Consider the following 18,809-nt stretch of genomic DNA (forward strand, 5'->3'; position numbering starts at 1 on the left):
ACGCATGGACAAGGTGGTCGCCACCGCCGCGGAGGCCGTGGCCGACACCCGGGACGGGGTGTCCCTCGCCGTGGGCGGCTTCGGTCTGAGCGGGGTGCCGAACGAGCTGATCAAGGCGGTGTACGCACGCGGCGTCCGCGATCTCGCCGTGGTCTCCAACAACTGCGGCGCCCTGGAATCGGGGCTGGCCGTGCTGCTGGCCGCGGGCCGTATCGCGCGGGTGACCGGTTCGTACATCGGGGCGAACAAGGAGTTCGCCCGGCAGTACCTGGCCGGTGAGATCGAGGTCGAGATGATCCCGCAGGGCACCCTCGCCGAACGGCTGCGGGCCGGCGGCTGCGGCATCCCCGCCTTCTACACCCCCGCCGGTGTCGGCACCCAGGTCGCCGAGGGCGGGCTGCCCTGGCGGTACGACGGGCGGGGCGGCGTCGCGCTCGCGTCACCGGCCAAGGAGGTGCGCGACTTCGACGGTACGGAGTACGTGCTGGAGCGCGGCATCCGTACCGACTTCGCGCTGGTCCGCGCCGCGAAGGGCGACCGGCACGGGAACCTGGTCTTCAACCGGTCCAGCCGCAACTTCAACCCGCTCGCCGCCATGGCGGGCCGGGTGACCGTCGCCGAGGTGGAGGAGCTGGTGGAGCCCGGCGGGATCCCGCCGGACGAGGTGCACCTCCCGGGGATCTTCGTCCAGCGTGTCGTGGCGCTCACCCCGGAACAGGCGGCCGACAAGGGGATCGAGAAGAGGACGGTGCGTCACTGATGGCCTGGACCAGGGAGGAGATGGCCGCGCGGGCCGCGCGGGAACTCCCCGACGGCGGTTACGTCAATCTCGGCATCGGCCTGCCGACGCTGATCCCCAACCACCTCCCGGACGGTGTGGAAGTGGTCCTGGAGTCGGAGAACGGCGTCCTCGGCGTCGGACCGTACCCCACGGAGGACGAGGTCGACCCCGATCTGATCAACGCGGGCAAGGAGACCGTCACCGTCCTGCCCGGTGCCTCGTACTTCGACTCCGCGCTCTCCTTCGGCATGATCCGCGGCGGCCACATCGATGTCGCCGTACTGGGCGCGATGCAGGTATCCGCCCGGGGGGACCTCGCCAACTGGGCCGTCCCCGGCAAGCTGATCACCGGCATCGGCGGGGCGATGGACCTGGTCCACGGCGCGCGCACGGTCATCGTCGTGATGACGCACACCGCCAAGGACGGCGGCCCGAAGATCCTGGAGGAGTGCGCCCTGCCGCTGACCGGCAAGGGGTGCGTGAACCGGATCATCACCGACCTCGGGGTGCTCGACGTCACCGACGACGGGCTGGTGCTGGTGGAGTGCGCACCCGGGGTGACCGCCGCCGAGATCGTCGACAGGACCGCCGCCGCGGTCCGTACCGCCGACCCCGTTCCGCCGCATCCCCGTACCCACGGAGCCGCCCTGTGACCACCACTCCCCTGCCCGACGGGCTGAGCCAGCACGAGATCGACGCCGAGGTCGCCAAAGCCGCCGAGGTCGCGAAGGCGCGGGGGTCGTCCGCCGCCGGGAACCATCCGCCGCGCGACTATCCGCCGTACCGCAGCAGCCGTCTGCGCCATCCGAAGCAGCCGCTGATCCCGCTGCGGGACCCCGAGGCCGTGGAGCTGACGGGGCCGGCGTTCGGTGTCACCGACGTCACCGCGCTCGACCGCGATCTGACCCGGCAGCACCAGGGCGAGCCGCTCGGCGAGCGGATCACCGTCTCGGGCCGGGTGCTCGACCGGGCGGGGCGGCCGGTCCGCGGCCAGCTCGTGGAGCTGTGGCAGGCCAACGCGTCGGGCCGGTACGCGCACCAGCTCGACCAGCATCCGGCGCCGCTGGACCCGAACTTCACCGGTTTCGGCCGGTGCTTGACAGACGATCATGGGCATTACGCGTTCACCACGGTCAAGCCGGGTGCCTACCCGTGGCGCAACCACGTCAACGCCTGGCGTCCCGCGCATCTCCACTTCTCGCTCTTCGGTACGGCGTTCAGCCAGCGCCTGGTCACGCAGATGTACTTCCCGGGCGACCCGATCTTCCCGTACGACCCGGTCCTCCAGTCGGTGACCGACGCGTCGGCGCGGGCCCGTCTGGTGGCGGCGTACGACCACGATCTGTCCGTCCCCGAATGGTCCCTGGGCTACCGCTGGGACATCGTCCTGGACGGCCCGTCCGCCACGCTCTTCGAGGAAGGCGGCGACCACTGATGTCCAAGCCCACTGCCGCGTCCGGGTCCTTCGGGCCGACGCCGTCCCAGACGGTCGGCCCGTTCTACGGGTACGCGCTGCCCTTCGAGGGCGGCGGCGACATCGCCCCGGCCGGTCACCCCGACACGCTCACCCTGCACGGATACGTGTACGACGGGGCCGGCGCCCCCGTGCCCGACGCGCTCGTCGAGACCTGGCAGCCCGCGCCCGACGGCTCGCGCACCGGAAAGCCGGGATCGCTGCGCCACGACCCGGTCACCGGCCGGGTCATCGGGCGGAACGGCGTCGACTTCACCGGCTTCGGGCGGGTCCCGACGGACGCCGACGGGCACTGGGCGGTGCGTACGCTGCCGCCGGGCGGTGTCCCGTACCTCAGCGTCGCGGTCTTCGCCCGTGGCCTGCTCCACCACCTGTACACCCGCGCCTATCTGGAGGACACCGGCGATCCGCTGCTGACCTCGCTGGACGCCGGGCGGCGCGCCACGCTGCTCGCCGTTCCCGAGTCCGGCGCACCGCGCGCGTACCGTTTCGACATCCGCCTTCAGGGCGAAGGGGAAACGGTCTTTCTGGAGTTCCGGTGAGCCTGAACGACACACCCGGCGCCGACGGCACCGGGCCGCTGGACACCGGGCTGCTCGCCCCCGGCCGGGCGGGCTGCCGCGCGGAGACCGCCACCGGTGACCCGGCGTTCCTCCGGGCGATGCTGGACGCGGAGGCCGCGCTGACCCGCGCGCAGGCGGCGCTGGGTCTGGCCCCGGACGGGGCGGCGCGGGCGGTCGGCGCGGCGTGCGACGCGGCGCGCTTCGACGCCCGGGATCTCGCGCTGCGCGCCCGCGACGGCGGCAATCCGGTGATACCCCTGGTGGCCGACCTCACCGCCGCGCTGCCGCCCGCGTTCGCGCCGTACGTCCACCGGGGCGCGACCAGCCAGGACATCCTGGACACCGCGGCGATGCTGGTGGCCGCGCGGACGCTGGAACCGGTCCTGGCGGATCTGGACCGTACGGAACGGGCGCTGGCGCGGCTGGCGGCCGAGCACCGCGACACGGTGATGCCCGGCCGTACGCTCACCCAGCACGCGGTCCCGACGACCTTCGGGCTGAAGGCGGCGGGCTGGCGGAGCCTGGTGCTGGACGCCCGCGACCGGCTGCGCGCGGTCCGCGCGACGCTCCCCGCCCAACTGGGCGGCGCGGCCGGTACGTTGGCGGCCTTCGAGGCGTACGGGCGCGAGGCGTCCGGTCCGGCGGACGGCACCGAGGACGGCGCCGGGCTGCGGCTGCCGGCCGTCTTCGCCGCCGAACTCGGGCTGGTGGAACCGGCGTTGCCCTGGCACACCCTCCGCACCCCCGTCGCCGACCTGGCCGCCGCCCTCGCCTTCACGGCGGGCGCGCTCGGCAAGCCGGCCGCCGATGTCCTCACGCTCTCCCGTACCGAGATCGGCGAGGTGTCCGAGGGCGCGGGCGGCGGCTCCTCCGCCATGCCGCACAAGGCGAACCCCGTACGGGCCACGCTGATCGCCGCCGCGGCCCGGCGCGCCCCCGCCCTCGCGGCGACGCTGCTCGGCTCGATGGCCGCCGAGGACGAACGGCCCGCGGGCACCTGGCACGCCGAGTGGGAGCCGCTGCGCGATCTGCTCCGCCTGGTCGGCGGCGCGGCGCGGGACGCGGCCGAACTCGCGGAAGGGCTACGGGTCCACGCCGGGTCCATGCGGGAACACCTGTATCTCACGCAGGGGTTGATCGTCTCGGAGCGGCTGTCGGCCGAACTCGCCCCGCTCGTCGGCCGGGCCCGCGCGAAGGCGCTGCTCACCGAGGCCGCGCGGCGCTCCCGTACCGAGTCCACCACCCTCGCCGCGGTCCTCACCGCGGTGCTCGCGGACGAGCCGGAGCTCACGGGCCTGGATCTCGCCGAACTCACCGACCCCACCCGGTACACCGGCAGCGCCGGAACCCTCACCGACCGCGCCCTGGAGCGACGTTGACCACCTCGGACAAGAACGGGACCACCGCGACCCCCTCCGCGGCGCTGCACCACCGCGCCGAGGGGCCCGCCTCCGCTCCCCCGCTGCTGCTGGGCCCCTCGCTCGGCACCTCACTGGCGCTCTGGGACGGGGTCGCACCCGAACTCGCGCTCTCCCACCGGGTCGTACGGTGGGACCTGCCGGGCCACGGCGGCTCCGACGCCGGTCTGATCGGCCCCGGGGCGACCGTCGCCGATCTCGCGGACCTCGTACTGGCGCTGGCGGACTCGCTCTCCCTCGACCGTTTCGCGTACGCCGGGGTCTCCCTCGGCGGCGCCGTAGGACTGCATCTCGCCACGCACGCCCCGGAGCGGGTGACGAGCCTGGCCGTGGTCTGTTCCTCCGCGCACTTCGGCGCCCGGGGGCCGTGGGAGGAGCGTGCCGCCCTCGCCCGCCGGGAGGGGATGGCCGGGATCGCCGAGGCGTCGCCGAGCCGCTGGTTCACCCCCGGGTTCACGGTGGAGGCGCTGGTCGACGACGTACGCGGCGCCGACCCCGCCGGGTACGCCGCGTGCTGCGAGGCGCTGGGCGCGTACGACATCCGCGACCTGCTTCCCTCCGTCACCGCGCCGACCCTGGTCGTCGCGGGCCGCGAGGACCCGGCGACCCCGCCCGCGCACTCCCGGGAGATCGCGGACGCGGTGCCCGGCGCCACGCTCGTCGAACTGCCGGGCGCCGCCCATCTCGCCCCCGCCGAGCGCCCGGACGAGGTGACCGCCGCGCTCAGGGCCCATCTCGGCGGCGCGCCGCCGAGCGGGATGCGGGTCCGCCGCGAGGTGCTGGGCGACGCGCATGTGGCGCGGGCGCAGGCCGGGACCACCCCGTTCACCGCGCGCTTCCAGGACTTCATCTCCCGCTACGCGTGGGGGGAGATCTGGACCGATCCGACCCTCACCCGGCGCGAACGCAGCATGATCACCCTGACGGCGCTGGTGGCGGGCGGCCACCACGACGAGCTGGCCATGCATGTACGGGCCGCACGCCGGAACGGTCTGACACCGGAGGAGATCGGCGCTGTGCTGCTCCAGTCGGCGGTCTACTGCGGTGTCCCCGCGGCCAATTCGGCGTTCGCGGTGGCCGGGCGGGTGCTGGCGGAGGAGGACCCGGCGGGCTCCTGACGCGCGCTGCCCGGCGCCGGGAGCAGCGGCTCCGGGGGCAGCGGCGCCGGGGGCGTTCCGTGCAGTTCCTGGGTGCAGCACTTCGCCCCGCCGCCCGCCTTGTGGAACTCGGAGAGGTCGACCGGCACGGGGATGTAGCCGCGCCGGTCGAGCTGTCCGATCAGCCCGGTCGCGGCGGGGGCGACGATCACGTGCGCGCCGTCGGAGACCGAGTTCAGCCCGAAGGCCAGGGCGTCGTCCCGGGTGGCGATCAGCGCGTCGGGGAACAGCCGCTCCAGTACCGCACGGCTCCCGGGCGCGAACGCCCCCGGGTAGTACGCGATGTTCTCGTCGTCCAGGGCGAACAGCGCGGTGTCGAGGTGGTAGAAGTACGGGTCGACCAGGTGCAGGGCGACGACCGGGACCCCGAAGAACTCCCGCGCCTCCTGGTGTGCGGTCGCCGCCGTACGGAACCCGGTGCCGGCCAGGACGACCCCGCCGACCGGGGTGAGGTCCCCCTCGCCCTCGCAGACCGACGCGGCGCCGCGCACCTCGTACCCGGCCGCCGTGAACCAGGCCGCGTACGCGACCGCCTCGGCCCGGCGCTGCTCGGCGTGGAACCGGGAGCGCAGGGCCCGGCCGTCCAGGGCGAGCGCGGCGTTGGCGGCGAACACCATGTCCGGCAGCCCGGCGACGGGTTCGGCCGTCTCCACGGTGTGGCCCAGGCCCCGGTAGGCCCGTACCAGCGACTTCCACTGGGCGAGCGCCAGGCCGGTGTCGACCGGTACGTCCGCGCGCATCCAGGGGTTGATGGCGTACCGCACCTCGAAGTAGCGCGGCTCGCACAGGAGATAGCGCCGGGGACGGGACGCACGAGACGGTCGGGACACGCGGGATGTTCGCGATACACGGGACACACGGGGCACACCGGTCTGCGGCACGGAGGCATCCTCTCGTCACTGCGGGGGGTGCTCTCCACGATAAGAAGCGGACACAGCGACACTCAAGAAAGAACCGCTGCGCGTGCACGCAGGAATCTTGCGCGTGGAAGCTATTCAGTAGCAGTTCGTTTCGTCGGGTGGTGTGCCGGGGCTGCCGGCCTCGGGGCTGTTGGGCAGCAGATGGGTCAGCGCGATGAAGCTGTTGGTACGGGTGACGAACGGCTCGGCCCTGATCCGCTCCAGCACCGCCTCGAAGTGGTCGATGTCGGCGGCCCTGATGTGCAGCAGGGCGTCCGCCCCGCCGGTCACGGTCACCGCGGCCACCACCTCGGGGTAGGTGCGCGCGACCTCGGCGAGGCGCCGGGGCGGGCCCGCGGCGTCGCAGAACACCTCGACGTACGCCTCCGTACGCCAGCCGAGGGCCGCCGGCCGCACGATCGTGGTGAAGCCGGTGATCACCTCGGCCTCACGCATCCGGTCGACCCGCCGTTTCACCGCGGGGGCCGAGAGCCCGATGGACTGGCCGATCTCCGTGAAGCTGGTGCGCGCGTTCGCGACGAGCGCCGCGAGAATCTGCCGGTCGAGGTCGTCCAGCACCGGCTGCTGATAGGTCACCGAAGTCTCCGTCTCTTGTCATGCGAGGTCTGCCCTGCGCATCGTGCCGTGTCCCGCCGCGCCGATTTCCTTGACAGCACGGAAGCACACAGGCAACATTCCATGAAGCAGAAAAACACTTTCACTATGCGGAAGTAGAGGTGGACTCCCCATGGCCTATGTCTCCCCGCCCTGGCGCGGCACAGAGCAGCGATTCGATGTGAATCTGTCCATCCTCTTCACCGAACTCCCCCTGCTGGAACGCCCGGCCGCCGCCGCGGCGGCGGGCTTCACCGCGGTGGAGCTGTGGTGGCCCTGGACCGACACCCCCACCCCGCCGCGCGCCGCACTCGACGATCTTCGCGCGGCCCTGGCGGACGCGGGTACCCAACTGGTGGGGCTGAACTTCTACGCCGGCCTGCTGCCGGGGCCCGACCGGGGCGCGCTCTCCGTACCCGGCGAGGAGTCCGAGCGGTTCCGCGCCAATGTGGAGGTCGCGGCCGAGTTCGCCGCCGCCACGGGGTGCAGGGCGCTCAACGCGCTGTACGGGAACCGCGTACCCGGTGTGGACCCGGCGGCCCAGGACGCCCTGGCCCTGGAGAACCTGGTGCCGGCCGCCCGCGCGGCCCACGACATCGGGGCGCTCCTGCTGATCGAGGCCCTCAACCGGCCCGAGTCGCCGGACTACCCCCTGATCAGCGCCGCCTCCGCCGTCGAGGTCGCCGACCGGGTCAACGAGGCCACGGGCCTCGGCAACGCCGCGTTCCTGCTGGACCTGTACCACCTGTCGATGAACGGCGCCGACCTGGCCGAGGTGATCGACCGGTACGCCGACCGGACCGGCCACGTACAGATCGCGGACAACCCGGGGCGCGGCGCGCCGGGCACCGGGACGCTGCCGCTGGAGGAGCTGGTCGGCCGGCTGCGCAAGGCCGGTTACGACGGCTGGATCGGCCTGGAGTACAAGCCGGGCGACCGCCCGAGCGCCGAGTCCTTCGGCTGGCGCACCCCCTGATCCCGGGCGGCGGCGGCACCGACACCTGTACGGTCGCGCCCGGCACCGCCGCCGCCCGGTCCCACCCGGCCCCACCCGGTCGCCTCCCGCGCCGTACGGTCCCCTCTCGCGTCATGTGATGGCCAAAGCCTCTCCCCGTCGCCTCGCTCTTGGTGGACGATGGAACACTGAGCGCAATCGAACGGTGGGGGTCGTGATGAGTGAGAGTCTTCCGGTGCGCTGTCCGTCCTGCGGCAGTGGTCACACCTTCACGGCGTCGGTCTACCCCTGTGTGTGCGGCGCTCCGGTGACCCCGCCGCTCGCCCCGGGCGCGCCGGTGGAGCTCGCCACCCACCGCACCTGGGAGGACGAGTGGGTGACCGTCCGCTGCGACGAGTGCGGAACCGCGTGCGAGCAGCCACGCCCCGAACTGGGCTGCCCGTGCGGTGCGGTGCTGCGGATTCCCGTACGGACCACTCCCGTTGACGACCCCGCCGGACCCACCGGACCCACCGGATCGGCCGGATCGGCCGAGCGGCCGGAGTCGCCGGAGCGGTCCCGGCCCGCCGGGACCCCCGAGCGGCCCGCTCATATCCCGCTGCCCAGGACCGCCGCCTCGCCCCGCCCCGCCTTCCGCCCGCTGACGATCCGTACGTCCCACGACGCGGTGACGGCGGCCGGGCTCTATCTGCGCTGGCTGGGCTTCAAGAGCGTCGTCCAGGCGGACGAGCGGCCCGCCTCCGGTATCGATCTGCGCGGCCCCGATGTGATCGCCCAGGTCGACCCGACGATGAGCCCGGCGTCCGTGCGCTCCGTCGAATGCCTCTGGCTCAACGGGCTCAACGCGTCGGCGGTGAGCGTCTACTTCTCCCTGGCGGGGTACGCGGACGATGCCCGCGCCCGCGCCGACGACCTCGGGCTGCCGCTCTTCGTCATGGACCTCACCGGCTCCCCGAGACCGGTCAACGGCCCGGCGGACGAACTGGTCTCGGCCGGGGCGTGACCACGGGAAATCCGCACGCGGCGCCGCCCGTACGCCGTCATACTCGCTCCATGCCCCACCGTCCCACGTTCGCGCGCCGCCCGCTCATCCGCCCCGCCACCCTCATCGATCTGCCCGTCCTCCAGGACATCGAGGCGGCGGCGGGCGAGGCGTTCCGCGCGCTGGGCATGGCCGCCGTCGCCGACGACGCGCCGCCCTCCCTCGCCGAACTGGAGCGCTACCGGAGCGCCGGCCGCGCCTGGGTGGCCGAGACCGTGCCCGGCGGGCCGCCCGTCGCGTATCTGCTCCACGACCCGGTCGACGGCGCCGCCCATGTCGAGCAGGTGTCGGTGCACCCGGACGCCGCCAGGATGGGTGTCGGCCGGGCGCTGATCGACCACCTGGCCGGGCGGGCCGCCGGTGAGGGGTTCACCGCGCTCACCCTCACGACCTTCGCCGACGTGCCGTGGAACGCCCCGTACTACGCGCGTCTCGGCTTCCGCACGCTCACCGAGGACCAACTGACCGACGGGCTGCGGGAGATCCGCCGTGCGGAGGCCGCACACGGACTCGACCGCTGGCCCCGGGTCTGTATGCGCCGGTCGCTCACGCCGAGAAGCGCTCCCGCAGTTCGTTCTTCCTGACCTTTCCGCTGACCGTCATCGGGAAGCCGTCCACGATCTCCACCTGGCGCGGGATCTTGTAGTGCGCGAGCCGTTCCCGGCAGTACGCCACGATCTCGTCCCGCGACGGCGGGTCCGACGGGTCGCGCGGGATCACACAGGCCACGATCTCCTCGCCGTGCCGCTGGTCGGGGACCCCGATCACCTGTATGTCGGCGACCTTGGGGTGGCCGTACAGGAACTCCTCGATCTCGCGCGGATAGATGTTCTCGCCACCCCTGATGATCATGTCCTTGATCCGGCCGACGATCTGCGCGTAGCCGTCCTCCCTGATGACCGCGAGATCGCCGGTGTGCATCCACCGCCCGGCGTCGATCACCTCGGCCGTGCGCTCCGGCTCGTTCCAGTAGCCGAGCATCACGCTGTACCCGCGCGTGCACAGCTCACCCGGCTCGCCGCGCGGCAGCGTCACCCCGGTCGCCGGGTCGATCACCTTGACCTCGATGTGCGGCAGCGCCCGTCCGACCGTGCCCGTACGGCGCTCCAGGTCGTCGTCGCGCCGGGTCTGGAGGGAGACCGGCGAGGTCTCGGTCATGCCGTAACAGATGGACACCTCCCGCATGTTCATCGCGGCGACGACCCGCTTCATCACCTCGACCGGGCAGGGCGAGCCCGCCATGATCCCGGTGCGCAGGGAGGACAGGTCGTACGAGCCGAAGCCGGGGAGGTCCAGCTCGGCCAGGAACATCGTGGGCACGCCGTAGAGCGAGGTGCAGCGCTCCCGCTGGACCGCGTCCAGGGTCGCGGGCGCCTCGAACGACGGCGCCGGGATGACGACGCACGCGCCGTGCGAGAGGGCGGCGAGGTTGCCCATCACCATGCCGAAGCAGTGGTAGAACGGCACGGGCAGACAGACCCGGTCCCGCTCGGTGTAGCCGACCGTCTCCCCCACGAAATAGCCGTTGTTGAGGATGTTGTGGTGGGAGAGCGTGGCTCCCTTGGGGAAGCCGGTGGTGCCCGACGTGTACTGGATGTTGATCGGGTCGTCGCAGGAGAGCCCGGCCTCCCGCTCCCGGATCTGATCCTCCGTCACTTCTGAAGCCGCACACAGCAGTTGGTCCCAGCTCGGATCACCGATGTAGTGCACGGAGCGCAGTTCGGGGCAGCGTCCGCGCACCTGGTCGACCAGGGCGCGGTAGTCGCTGCTCCGGTGGGCGAGGGACGCGAACAGCACGGAGATCCCGGACTGGTTGAGCACGAACTCCGCCTCGTGCGCCCGGTAGGCCGGGTTGATGTTCACCATGATCGCGCCGATCCGCGCCGTGGCGTACTGCACGAGCACCCACTCCGGGCAGTTGACGGCCCAGATCCCGACCCGGTCGCCCTTGGCCACCCCGTGCCCCAGCAGCGCCCGCGCCAGCGTCCCGACCGCCGCGTCGAACTCCCGGTAGGTCCAGCGCCGTTCCGACGCCACGTCGACCAGCGCCTCCCGGTCGGGGAAGGCGGCGGCCGTCCGGTCCAGGTTGGCGCCGATGGTCTCGTGCAGCAGTTCCGTCGTCCCCGTTCCGTGCGTGTACGACCGCGCCGCCCGCGCCGTCATCGCAGCTCCCCCTCGTCGTACTCCGCGCCGGAGCCCTCGGCCGTCCGCTCGCGCAGTTCGATACGGCGGATCTTCCCCGACACGGTCTTGGGCAGTTCGGCGAACTCCAGCCTGCGGATCCGCTTGTACGGCGCGAGCAGCGCGCGCGAGTGGGCGAAGAGCACCTTGGCCGTGTCGGGGCCCGGCTCCCACCCCTCGGCGAGGACGACGTACGCCTTGGGCACGGCGAGGCGCAGCGGGTCGGGCGCGGGGACCACGGCGGCCTCGGCGACCGCCTCGTGCTCCAGCAGCGCGCTCTCCAGCTCGAACGGCGAGATCTTGTAGTCGGACGCCTTGAAGACGTCGTCGGAGCGGCCGACGTACGTGATGTAGCCGTCCGCGTCGCGCGCCCCGATGTCACCGGTCCGGTAGTAGCCGCCCGCCATCGCCTCCGCCGTACGGTCCGGCTCGCCGTGGTAGCCGGTCATCAGGCCGACCGGGCGGGCGGCGAGGTCGAGACAGATCTCGCCCTCGGCGACGCCCGGTTCGCCGGTCACCGGGTCCAGCAGCTCGACCTTGAAGCCGGGGGTCGGCCGCCCCATGGATCCCGCCTTCAGGAGCTGGCCCGGCGAGTTGGCGACCTGGACGGCCGTCTCCGTCTGCCCGAAGCCGTCCCTGACCGTCACCCCCCACTCGCGGCGTACGGTCTCGATCACTTCGGGGTTGAGCGGTTCGCCCGCCGCGACGGCCTCGCGCGGCGGGGTGCGCAGCAGCGAGAGATCGGCCTGGATCAGCATCCGCCAGACGGTGGGCGGGGCGCAGAAGCTGGTGACGCCCGCGCCGTCCATCTCCGCCATCAGGCGGGCCGGGTCGAAGCGGGTGTAGTTGTGGAGGAAGACCGTGGCCTCGGCGTTCCACGGCGCGAAGAGGTTCGACCAGGCGTGCTTGGCCCAGCCCGGCGAGGCGATGTTGAGATGGACGTCGCCCGGCCGCAGCCCGATCCAGTACATCGTCGCGAGATGGCCGATCGGATACGAGGCATGGGTGTGCTCGACGAGCTTGGGGCGGGCGGTCGTCCCGGAGGTGAAGTAGAGCATCAGCGGGTCGTCCGCGTGGGTGACACCGTCCGGCTCGAAGTCGGCGGACCGGTCGCGGGCGTCCTCGTACGCGTGCCAGCCCTCGGGGGCACCGCCCACGGCGATACGGGTGTAGCGGCCCGGGACATCCGCGAACTTCCCGGTGTCCTCGGCGCGCACGATCACATGGGCGGCCCGGCCGCGTTCGACGCGGTCCCGCAGGTCGGCGGGGCCGAGGAGGGGGGTGGCGGGGATGACGACGGCCCGCAGCTTCATCGCGGCGAGGGCGGTCTCCCACAGCTCGGCCTGGTTGCCGAGCATGACGACGATCCGGTCCTCGGCCCGTACCCCGCGCTCGCGCAGCCAGTTCGCGGTCCGGTTGGAACGGGCGGCCATCTCGGCGTACGTGACGCGGGTGCGGCTCCCGTCCTCCTCCACGATGTGCAGGGCGAGCCGGTCGTTGCCCCGCCCGTCGGGGCCCTCGGCGATCCGGTCGAACCAGTCGAGCGCCCAGTTGAAGCGGTCGGGGCGCGGCCAGGTGAACCCCTCGTACGCCGTCGTGTAGTCCTCGCGGTGGGCGAGGAGGAAGTCCCTGGCGGCCCGGAACCGGTCGGTCACGGTGTCACCGGGCGGACCCGGGCGCCCGGTCGGTGTCCTTGCCGTCATATGTCCTCCTCGTTGCGGGACCGTTCACTAACATCGTGTAATCAGTGACGCAGGTCTCACCACCCCCGGACGGGGGTGGTGGCGACGCGGGCGGAGGGAAAAGGGCATGGCCGAAGAGGGCAGGGCCGAGACGGCCCGGCCGGCCGGCGCGGCCGATGTGGCCGAGGCGGTGGAGATGCGGGCCGCGCTGGGGCGGCTGCGCAGGACGACCGGGCTGCCCGTCGCCTTCGGCGGGCTGCTGCCCGAGTCGGGGCATCTGCGGATCGCCGAGCTGAACGGCACGGCGACCGGCGCGCTGCGCACCCTGGCGATCTCCTCGGGCAACGGCCTGGGCGGCAAGTCCATGGCCCTGTCACGGCCCTGCGCGGTCACGGACTACGCGGTGGCCCGCCACATCAGCCACGAGTACGACGCGGCGGTGGCGGCGGAGGGCCTGCGCTCGGTGCTCGCGGTGCCCGTGGTGGTACGGCGCAAGGTGCGCGGCGTCCTGTACGGCGCCCTGCGCAGCGCCCTGCCGATCGGCGAACGCACCTTCGACGCGGCGGTGGCCGCCGCGCGCGACGTGGAACAGGCCCTGGTCGTACGGGACGAGGTGCGGCGGCTGCTCTCGGCGACCCGGGAACTGCCGGCGGGCCCCGGCGCCTGGGAGGAGGTCCGCGCGGCCCACAGCGAACTGCGGGCCCTGGCGCCGCGGATACTCGACACGGAGCTGCGCGAGGAACTGCTCACCGTCTGCGGCCGCCTCGCGGGCGCGGCCGGCCCCCCGGACGCCCGGCACGGGCAGCCGCCGCCGATGGCGCTGGCACCGCGCGAGACGGACGTACTGGCCTGCGTCGCGGCGGGCTCGACCAACGCGAAGGCGGCCGAACTGCTGGGGCTGCGCCCGGAGACGGTGAAGGGCTATCTGCGCTCGGCGATGCGCAAGCTGGGCGCGCACACCCGGCTGGAGGCGGTGGTGGCGGCGCGGCGCGCGGGGCTGCTGCCGTAGCGGCTGCCGCGGTCCGACGGCGTGCCGGTTCGCGGGCGCGGGGAGGCGGTCCGGGTGTTCCCCGGGCCGCCTCCCGTTCCGTGTCGCCGCGCGTCGGACAGGGCCTACGGAGCCGTCGGCCGGCGGGCGGGGCGGGCCAGGGTGTAGCCGCCGATGCCCGCGAGCGCGCCGATCACGCCCCCGGCGAGGGTCCAGAGCCAGCGGTCCGTCCACCAGCCGGAGGACCAGCCGCCCTCGGGTTCGACGCCGGACGCGGCGAGCCTGGCGCCCTCGGCGGAGGCTCCGCCGCCCTCCTGGGAGACGGTGGTGCGGCCGGGCGTCAGCGGTACGGCCAGTGCGCCGTCGACCGCGTGGGCGCCGCCCTGGTCGGGGGTGTCGGCCTTGATCTCCGCCCGGACCGGCAGGCCGAGGTCCTTCTCCTGCGCGTCGCGGACGGTGAGCCGTACGTAGTAGCTGCCGGGCAGCGGATCGTTGGACCACGGCTCGGCCCACGCCCGTACGGTACGGAGCACGCAGCGCAGCTCGACCGTGTTCGCGTCGGCGGCGAGCGCCTTCGTCCGGGCGCCGTACACGCACGGCTGGCGGCGGCGCAGCCCGTCGTAGACGTCCACCTGCCAGGTGGCCGAGCCCTGCCGCGCGGCGGCGGACTCGGGGAGCGTGACCTTGGCGGTGACGGTGGCGCGCTGCCCGGTGTCCACGGGGAAGACCCAGTAGAGGTAGTCGCCCGAGGAGCCGTCCGCCGTGGCCGTCTGGCCCGGCCGGAAGGCGGTGGCCGTACGGAACGACGTGCCCGCCTCGGTCGGCGCCTGCGCGCTGTCGGAGTCGTCGGTGGCCGTGGTGGAGGGCGAGGGGGTGTCGTCGGCGACGGCGGCGCCCGCCGTGCCGAGGAGCAGCGCCCCCGCGAGCAGGGTCCCGGTGACCATGGACCGGGTGGCTCTGGTGGGTGTGAACAGACCGGCGATACGCATCAGTTGCTCCAGACGATACGAAGGCGCGAGATCCAGCCCCACAGCAGTCCGGCGAGCAGACCGGTGAGCGCCAGGACGCCGAGGAGCCACCAGCCGCGGCCGAGGCCGAACGCGGCGGCGTCGGAGGCCGTGTCGGGCGCGTCGACGAGGTCGACGGTCAGCTCGACGGGCAGGCCCGGGGTGGTCTTGACGGAGGCGGGCGCGGAGAACGCGTTGCTGACCTGGAGGCAGACCGTCTCGGCGGCCGGCTTCTCGTCGGAGTCGGAGTCGGAGTCGTCGCTCTCCGGCTTCGGGTAGCGCAGCCCGGCCGAGATCACGTCCGTACGTCCGTCGCCCGCCTCGGAGCCGCGGACGATCTCCCGGCCGTGGACGGTCACGGCGCGCAGCAGCACGCCGTAGTCCTGGTCGACGGCGCGGTCGGCGGCGATGCTCACCGAGGCGCGCAGCTCCTGGCCGGGGAGGACGTCCACGCGGTACCAGCGGTGCTCGGAGAACTTCTCGCGGTCGCTGTAGAGGCCGGGCTTGACGGTCGGGGCGTCGGCGCAGCGCGCGGCGCCCTCGGTCGCGACGGGGGTGACGACGGGGTCGGCGGCGCGGTCGACCAACTGGGTGACGCGGCGCGAGAGTTCGTCGGTGTGCTGGACGGAGGTGAAGGTGCCGCCGGTGGCCTCGGCGATACAGGTGAGCTGCCGGCGGGTCTTGTCGTCGGGGACGAGGCCCAGGGTGTCGATGGTGAGGTGGATGCCCTTGGCGGCGATCTCGCGCGCGACCTCGCAGGGGTCGAGGGGTGCGCAGGTGTCCTCGCCGTCGGTGATCAGGACGATCCGGCGGGTGGCCTCGTCGTCCCCTTCGAGGTCCTGGGCGGCGCCGAGGAGGGCCGGGCCGATGGGCGTCCAGCCGGTGGGGGCGAGGGTGGCGACGGCGGTCTTCGCCTCCGTGCGGTCCAGCGGTCCCACGGGGTAGAGCTGCTTGGTGTCCTTGCAGCCGACCTTGGTGTCCTTCCCCGGGTAGTCGGCGCCGAGCGTGCGGATGCCCAGCTCCACTTCCTGCGGAACGGCGTCGAGCACCTCGTTGAACGCCTGTTTCGCCGCCGCCATCCGGGACTGGCCGTCGATGTCGCGGGTCCGCATCGAGCCGCTGACGTCGAGGACGAGATCGACCTTCGGGGCGGGCTGACCGGTGGGTTCATCGGCGGCGGCGGCGGGAGGAAAGAGCCCTACGGCCAGGGTGGCCACCAGACCGCACACGGCGGCTACCGACCGTCTACTTATGATCATCGCCGGATGATAGTGATAACGCGCCCGGGGGAACAAACGGGAACTGACGGACCGTCATCTCTTCGTACGGTAGGTGACGAGCCGGTGTCCTCAGTGGTAGCGGGGGTGTACCTCAGGGTGATTTCGTGCATGGGAGCGCTCCCAGTGGTTGGATGACTGAAGCCCGTGCCCTGCGCACCGATCAGGCCGGGTTCAGGCTGACTGGAGGTCGCACGATGGTGACGAAGGCACGCACGGGCCAGCCCACCCTGGAGGAGGTCGCGGCGCTCGCGGGCGTCGGCCGGGGCACGGTCTCCCGCGTCATCAACAACTCGCCGCGCGTGAAGGACACCACCCGGCACCTCGTCGAACAGGCGATCGCCCAGCTCGGCTACATACCCAACCGTGCCGCCCGAGCCCTCGCCGGAAGCCGTACGGACGCGGTCGCGCTGGTCATACCGGAGACCGAGAAGCGGTTCTTCGCCGAGCCGTACTTCTCCGACATCGTGCACGGTGTGGGCGACGGGCTCGCCGACACCGATCTCCAGCTCCTGCTGACCCTCGTCCGTACGGAGAGCGAGCGGCAGCGCTTCCTCCAGTACGCGCGGGCCCGCCGGATCGACGGCGTCCTGCTGGTCTCCGTGCACGGCGACGACCCGCTGCCCGACCTGCTCGCGGAGATGGAGATGCCGACGGTCCTGAGCGGCCGGCGCTCCGGGGAGGAGTCCGTGTCGTACGTCGACTCGGACAACGTGGGCGGCGCCCGTGCCGCCGTGCGCCACCTCTGGGAGTCCGGGCGGCGCGCGATCGGCACGATCACCGGACCGCTGGACATGTACGTGGCGCAGTGCCGGCTCCGGGGGTACGAGGAGGCCGTACGGGACACGTCGGGCGGCGGCGCCGGCCCCGGGCCCTCGTGGATCGCGCACGGCGACTTCACGGAGGAGAGCGGACGCCGCGCGATGACGGAGCTGCTGGCCCGCAACCCCGGCATCGACGCGGTGTTCGCGGCCTCCGACGTGATGGCGGTGGGCGCCCTGCACGCGCTGCGGGCGGTGGGGCGCAGGGTGCCCGAGGACGTGGCCGTGGTGGGGTTCGACGACTCCCCCATCGCCCGCCACACCGACCCCCCGCTGACCTCCGTACGGCAGCCGGTGGAGGAGATGGGCCGCACGATGGCCCGGGTGCTGCTGGAGACGATCAACGACTCCTCGGCGGCCTGGCAGCACGTGGTGCTCCGTACGGAACTGGTGCGGCGCACCTCGGGGTGACCCGCGGTGCGGCGCCCCGGAGCACCGCACCGCGCACTGGCCGATAACACCACCATCCAACGCCCCGCTCCCGCACCGGCCTTGACAACGGACGACGCCTCGACAAGGCTCATGGGAGCGCTCCCACACCGGAGGAGGCGGTTCCCGACATCGCCGCCCCGCTCGGACTGCCGTAACCCGGCGCGGGGGCGCGACCCTGCCCACCAGGCGGGCTGAGGCGCCGTTCCGTCCCGCATCCGTGGGGGACGCGGGACGGAACGGCGCCCGACGGCCGCCCGGGGGCGGTATGGGAGCCGTCCGGGGGCGGTATGGGAGCCGTCCGGGGGCGGTATGGGGGCCGTCCGGCACGCCGGGGCCTTCGCGCATTCAGGCCGCGGACCCGACCCGGGGCCGCGGCGTCCGCGCCGCGTCGTGGTGGATCGGCGTGCGCGCGCCCGTCAGGGAGGCGCCGCTGCCGCCCCGCCGGGCGGCGACGATCTCCGCCGCGATCGACAGCGCGGTCTCCTCGGGCGTACGGGCACCGAGGTCCAGGCCGATCGGCGAGTGCAGCCGGGCCAGTTCGGCGTCGGTGAGACCGGCCTCGCGCAGCCGCCGGTCCCGGTCCTCGTGGGTCCGCCGCGACCCCATCGCGCCGACGAACGCGACGGGCAGCCGCAACGCCACCTCCAGCAGCGGCACATCGAACTTGGCGTCGTGCGTGAGCACGCAGAGCACCGTACGGCCGTCGACCGCGGTCCTCGCCAGATAGCGGTGCGGCCAGTCGACCACCACCTCGTCGGCGGCCGGGAAGCGGGCGCGCGTGGCGAAGACGGGGCGCGCGTCGCAGACCGTCACGTGGTAGCCGAGGAACTTCCCCGTGGAGACCAGCGCCGCGGCGAAGTCGACCGCGCCGAAGACGATCATGCGTGGGGGCTCGGCGCACGTCTCGACCAGCAGGGTCAGCGGCCGTCCGCACCGCGATCCCCGCTCGCCGGTCAGGACCTGGCCCGTACCGCCGGTGTCCAGCAGGGCGCGCGCCTCGTCCGCCGCCGTACGGTCCAGATCCGGATGGCCGCCGAAGCCGCCCTCGTACGAGCCGTCGGGGCGTACGAGCAGGGCGCGGCCGAGCAGTTCGGCCGGGCCTTCGGTGATGCGCGCGAGCGCCGCGGGCTCCCCGTGCGCGGCGGCGGCGAGGGCCGCGGCGAGCACCGCGCCGAGCGGGGTGGAGGACCGCAGCGGGGTCACCAGGACGTCGATGACGCCGCCGCAGGTGAGTCCGACGGCGAAGGCGTCGTCGTCGCTGTAGCCGAACCGCTCCAGCACCGTGACGCCGTCGCGCACCGCCTGTCGGCACAGTTCGTACACGGCGCCCTCCACGCAGCCGCCGGAGACGGAGCCGATCGCCGCGCCGTCGCCGTCGACGGCGAGCGCGGCCCCCGGCTGCCGGGGCGCGCTGCCGCCGACGGCCACCACCGTGGCGACGGCGATGTCGCGGCCCTGGCCGACCCACCGGTGCAGCTCCTCCGCGATGTCCAGCATGTCGGTCTCCTCAGAGGGCT

General features: G+C 73.3%; 17 protein-coding genes and 1 pseudogene. 11 read left to right on the forward strand and 7 right to left on the reverse strand.

The window, feature by feature from the left end:
* The first annotated feature begins 4 nt into the window (after positions 1-4).
* The 6 genes from ACIO3P_RS08205 to pcaD are packed head-to-tail and all read left to right on the forward strand — an operon-like array spanning position 5 to position 5,354.
* Entirely contained in the window at positions 5-760 is a 756-nt protein-coding gene (locus tag ACIO3P_RS08205) for a CoA transferase subunit A (protein WP_329828042.1), read from the forward strand.
* The gene (locus ACIO3P_RS08210; RefSeq protein WP_401785641.1) at positions 760-1,434 is read left to right on the forward strand and encodes a CoA transferase subunit B; all 675 of its coding nucleotides are present in this window, start codon (positions 760-762) and stop codon (positions 1,432-1,434) included. The genes ACIO3P_RS08205 and ACIO3P_RS08210 overlap by 1 nt, the downstream gene beginning before the upstream one ends.
* Complete coding sequence (gene pcaH / locus ACIO3P_RS08215; RefSeq protein ID WP_401848496.1) at positions 1,431-2,216, forward strand: protocatechuate 3,4-dioxygenase subunit beta; 786 nt, start codon at positions 1,431-1,433, stop codon at positions 2,214-2,216. The genes ACIO3P_RS08210 and pcaH overlap by 4 nt, the downstream gene beginning before the upstream one ends.
* Positions 2,216-2,797, forward strand: coding sequence for a protocatechuate 3,4-dioxygenase subunit alpha (pcaG, locus tag ACIO3P_RS08220; RefSeq protein ID WP_401848495.1), 582 nt, complete (start codon positions 2,216-2,218; stop codon positions 2,795-2,797). The genes pcaH and pcaG overlap by 1 nt, the downstream gene beginning before the upstream one ends.
* A 2-nt stretch (positions 2,798-2,799) precedes the next feature.
* On the forward strand, positions 2,800-4,197 hold the full coding sequence (gene pcaB / locus ACIO3P_RS08225; RefSeq protein WP_401848839.1) for a 3-carboxy-cis,cis-muconate cycloisomerase: 1,398 nt from the start codon (positions 2,800-2,802) through the stop codon (positions 4,195-4,197).
* The gene (gene pcaD / locus ACIO3P_RS08230; protein WP_401848493.1) at positions 4,194-5,354 is read left to right on the forward strand and encodes a 3-oxoadipate enol-lactonase; all 1,161 of its coding nucleotides are present in this window, start codon (positions 4,194-4,196) and stop codon (positions 5,352-5,354) included. Before pcaB ends, pcaD begins: the two co-directional genes overlap by 4 nt.
* Positions 5,355-5,416: 62 nt before the next feature.
* Here the strand turns inward: pcaD and ddaH are convergent.
* Both ddaH and ACIO3P_RS08240 read right to left on the reverse strand, forming a co-directional pair.
* Positions 5,417-6,250: pseudogene (gene ddaH, locus ACIO3P_RS08235) on the reverse strand (dimethylargininase); the annotation flags it as partial.
* A 138-nt stretch (positions 6,251-6,388) separates the two neighbouring features.
* Positions 6,389-6,889: an Lrp/AsnC family transcriptional regulator gene (locus ACIO3P_RS08240; protein WP_329828048.1), complete on the reverse strand. Its 501-nt coding sequence runs from the start codon at positions 6,887-6,889 to the stop codon at positions 6,389-6,391.
* Between the two features lie 151 nt (positions 6,890-7,040).
* Here ACIO3P_RS08240 and ACIO3P_RS08245 point away from each other — a divergent pair, with 151 nt between their 5' ends.
* The 3 genes from ACIO3P_RS08245 (at position 7,041) to ACIO3P_RS08255 (ending at position 9,488) form a co-directional block, all read left to right on the forward strand.
* Entirely contained in the window at positions 7,041-7,883 is an 843-nt protein-coding gene (locus ACIO3P_RS08245; RefSeq protein WP_401848491.1) for a TIM barrel protein, read from the forward strand.
* Between the two features lie 196 nt (positions 7,884-8,079).
* Positions 8,080-8,865 carry a hypothetical protein gene (locus ACIO3P_RS08250; protein WP_401848489.1) on the forward strand — a complete coding sequence of 262 codons (786 nt, stop codon included), beginning with the start codon at positions 8,080-8,082 and terminating at the stop codon, positions 8,863-8,865.
* Positions 8,866-8,915: 50 nt separating this feature from the next.
* Positions 8,916-9,488 carry a GNAT family N-acetyltransferase gene (locus tag ACIO3P_RS08255; protein ID WP_329828051.1) on the forward strand — a complete coding sequence of 191 codons (573 nt, stop codon included), beginning with the start codon at positions 8,916-8,918 and terminating at the stop codon, positions 9,486-9,488.
* On the opposite strand, the gene ACIO3P_RS08260 is transcribed toward ACIO3P_RS08255, so the two are convergent.
* Positions 9,451-11,067, reverse strand: a complete 1,617-nt coding sequence (locus ACIO3P_RS08260) for an AMP-binding protein (protein WP_401848487.1) — start codon at positions 11,065-11,067, stop codon at positions 9,451-9,453. The genes ACIO3P_RS08255 and ACIO3P_RS08260 overlap by 38 nt on opposite strands.
* Positions 11,064-12,788, reverse strand: a complete 1,725-nt coding sequence (locus ACIO3P_RS08265; RefSeq protein WP_401848486.1) for an AMP-binding protein — start codon at positions 12,786-12,788, stop codon at positions 11,064-11,066. The genes ACIO3P_RS08260 and ACIO3P_RS08265 overlap by 4 nt, the downstream gene beginning before the upstream one ends.
* Positions 12,789-12,894: 106 nt before the next feature.
* Here ACIO3P_RS08265 and ACIO3P_RS08270 point away from each other — a divergent pair, with 106 nt between their 5' ends.
* On the forward strand, positions 12,895-13,776 hold the full coding sequence (locus tag ACIO3P_RS08270) for a response regulator transcription factor (RefSeq protein ID WP_401848484.1): 882 nt from the start codon (positions 12,895-12,897) through the stop codon (positions 13,774-13,776).
* A 104-nt stretch (positions 13,777-13,880) separates the two neighbouring features.
* Here the strand turns inward: ACIO3P_RS08270 and ACIO3P_RS08275 are convergent, their stop codons facing one another.
* Together ACIO3P_RS08275 and ACIO3P_RS08280 are read right to left on the reverse strand one after the other, a co-directional pair.
* On the reverse strand, positions 13,881-14,744 hold the full coding sequence (locus ACIO3P_RS08275) for a hypothetical protein (RefSeq protein WP_401848482.1): 864 nt from the start codon (positions 14,742-14,744) through the stop codon (positions 13,881-13,883).
* Positions 14,744-16,021 (reverse strand): VWA domain-containing protein, encoded by a 1,278-nt coding sequence (locus ACIO3P_RS08280; RefSeq protein ID WP_401848480.1) that lies wholly within the window; start codon positions 16,019-16,021, stop codon positions 14,744-14,746. Before ACIO3P_RS08280 ends, ACIO3P_RS08275 begins: the two co-directional genes overlap by 1 nt.
* 215 nt (positions 16,022-16,236) lie before the next feature.
* On the opposite strand from ACIO3P_RS08280, the gene ACIO3P_RS08285 reads away from it, so the two are divergent.
* On the forward strand, positions 16,237-17,271 hold the full coding sequence (locus ACIO3P_RS08285; protein WP_329828149.1) for a LacI family DNA-binding transcriptional regulator: 1,035 nt from the start codon (positions 16,237-16,239) through the stop codon (positions 17,269-17,271).
* A gap of 366 nt (positions 17,272-17,637) precedes the next feature.
* On the opposite strand, the gene ACIO3P_RS08290 is transcribed toward ACIO3P_RS08285, so the two are convergent.
* A complete protein-coding gene (locus ACIO3P_RS08290; RefSeq protein WP_329828057.1) occupies positions 17,638-18,789 on the reverse strand; it encodes an XdhC/CoxI family protein in 1,152 nt (383 codons plus the stop codon).
* Positions 18,790-18,809 lie beyond the last annotated feature (20 nt).

Source organism: Streptomyces sp. NPDC087310 (assembly GCF_044744405.1).
Taxonomy (GTDB): Bacteria; Actinomycetota; Actinomycetes; order Streptomycetales; family Streptomycetaceae; genus Streptomyces.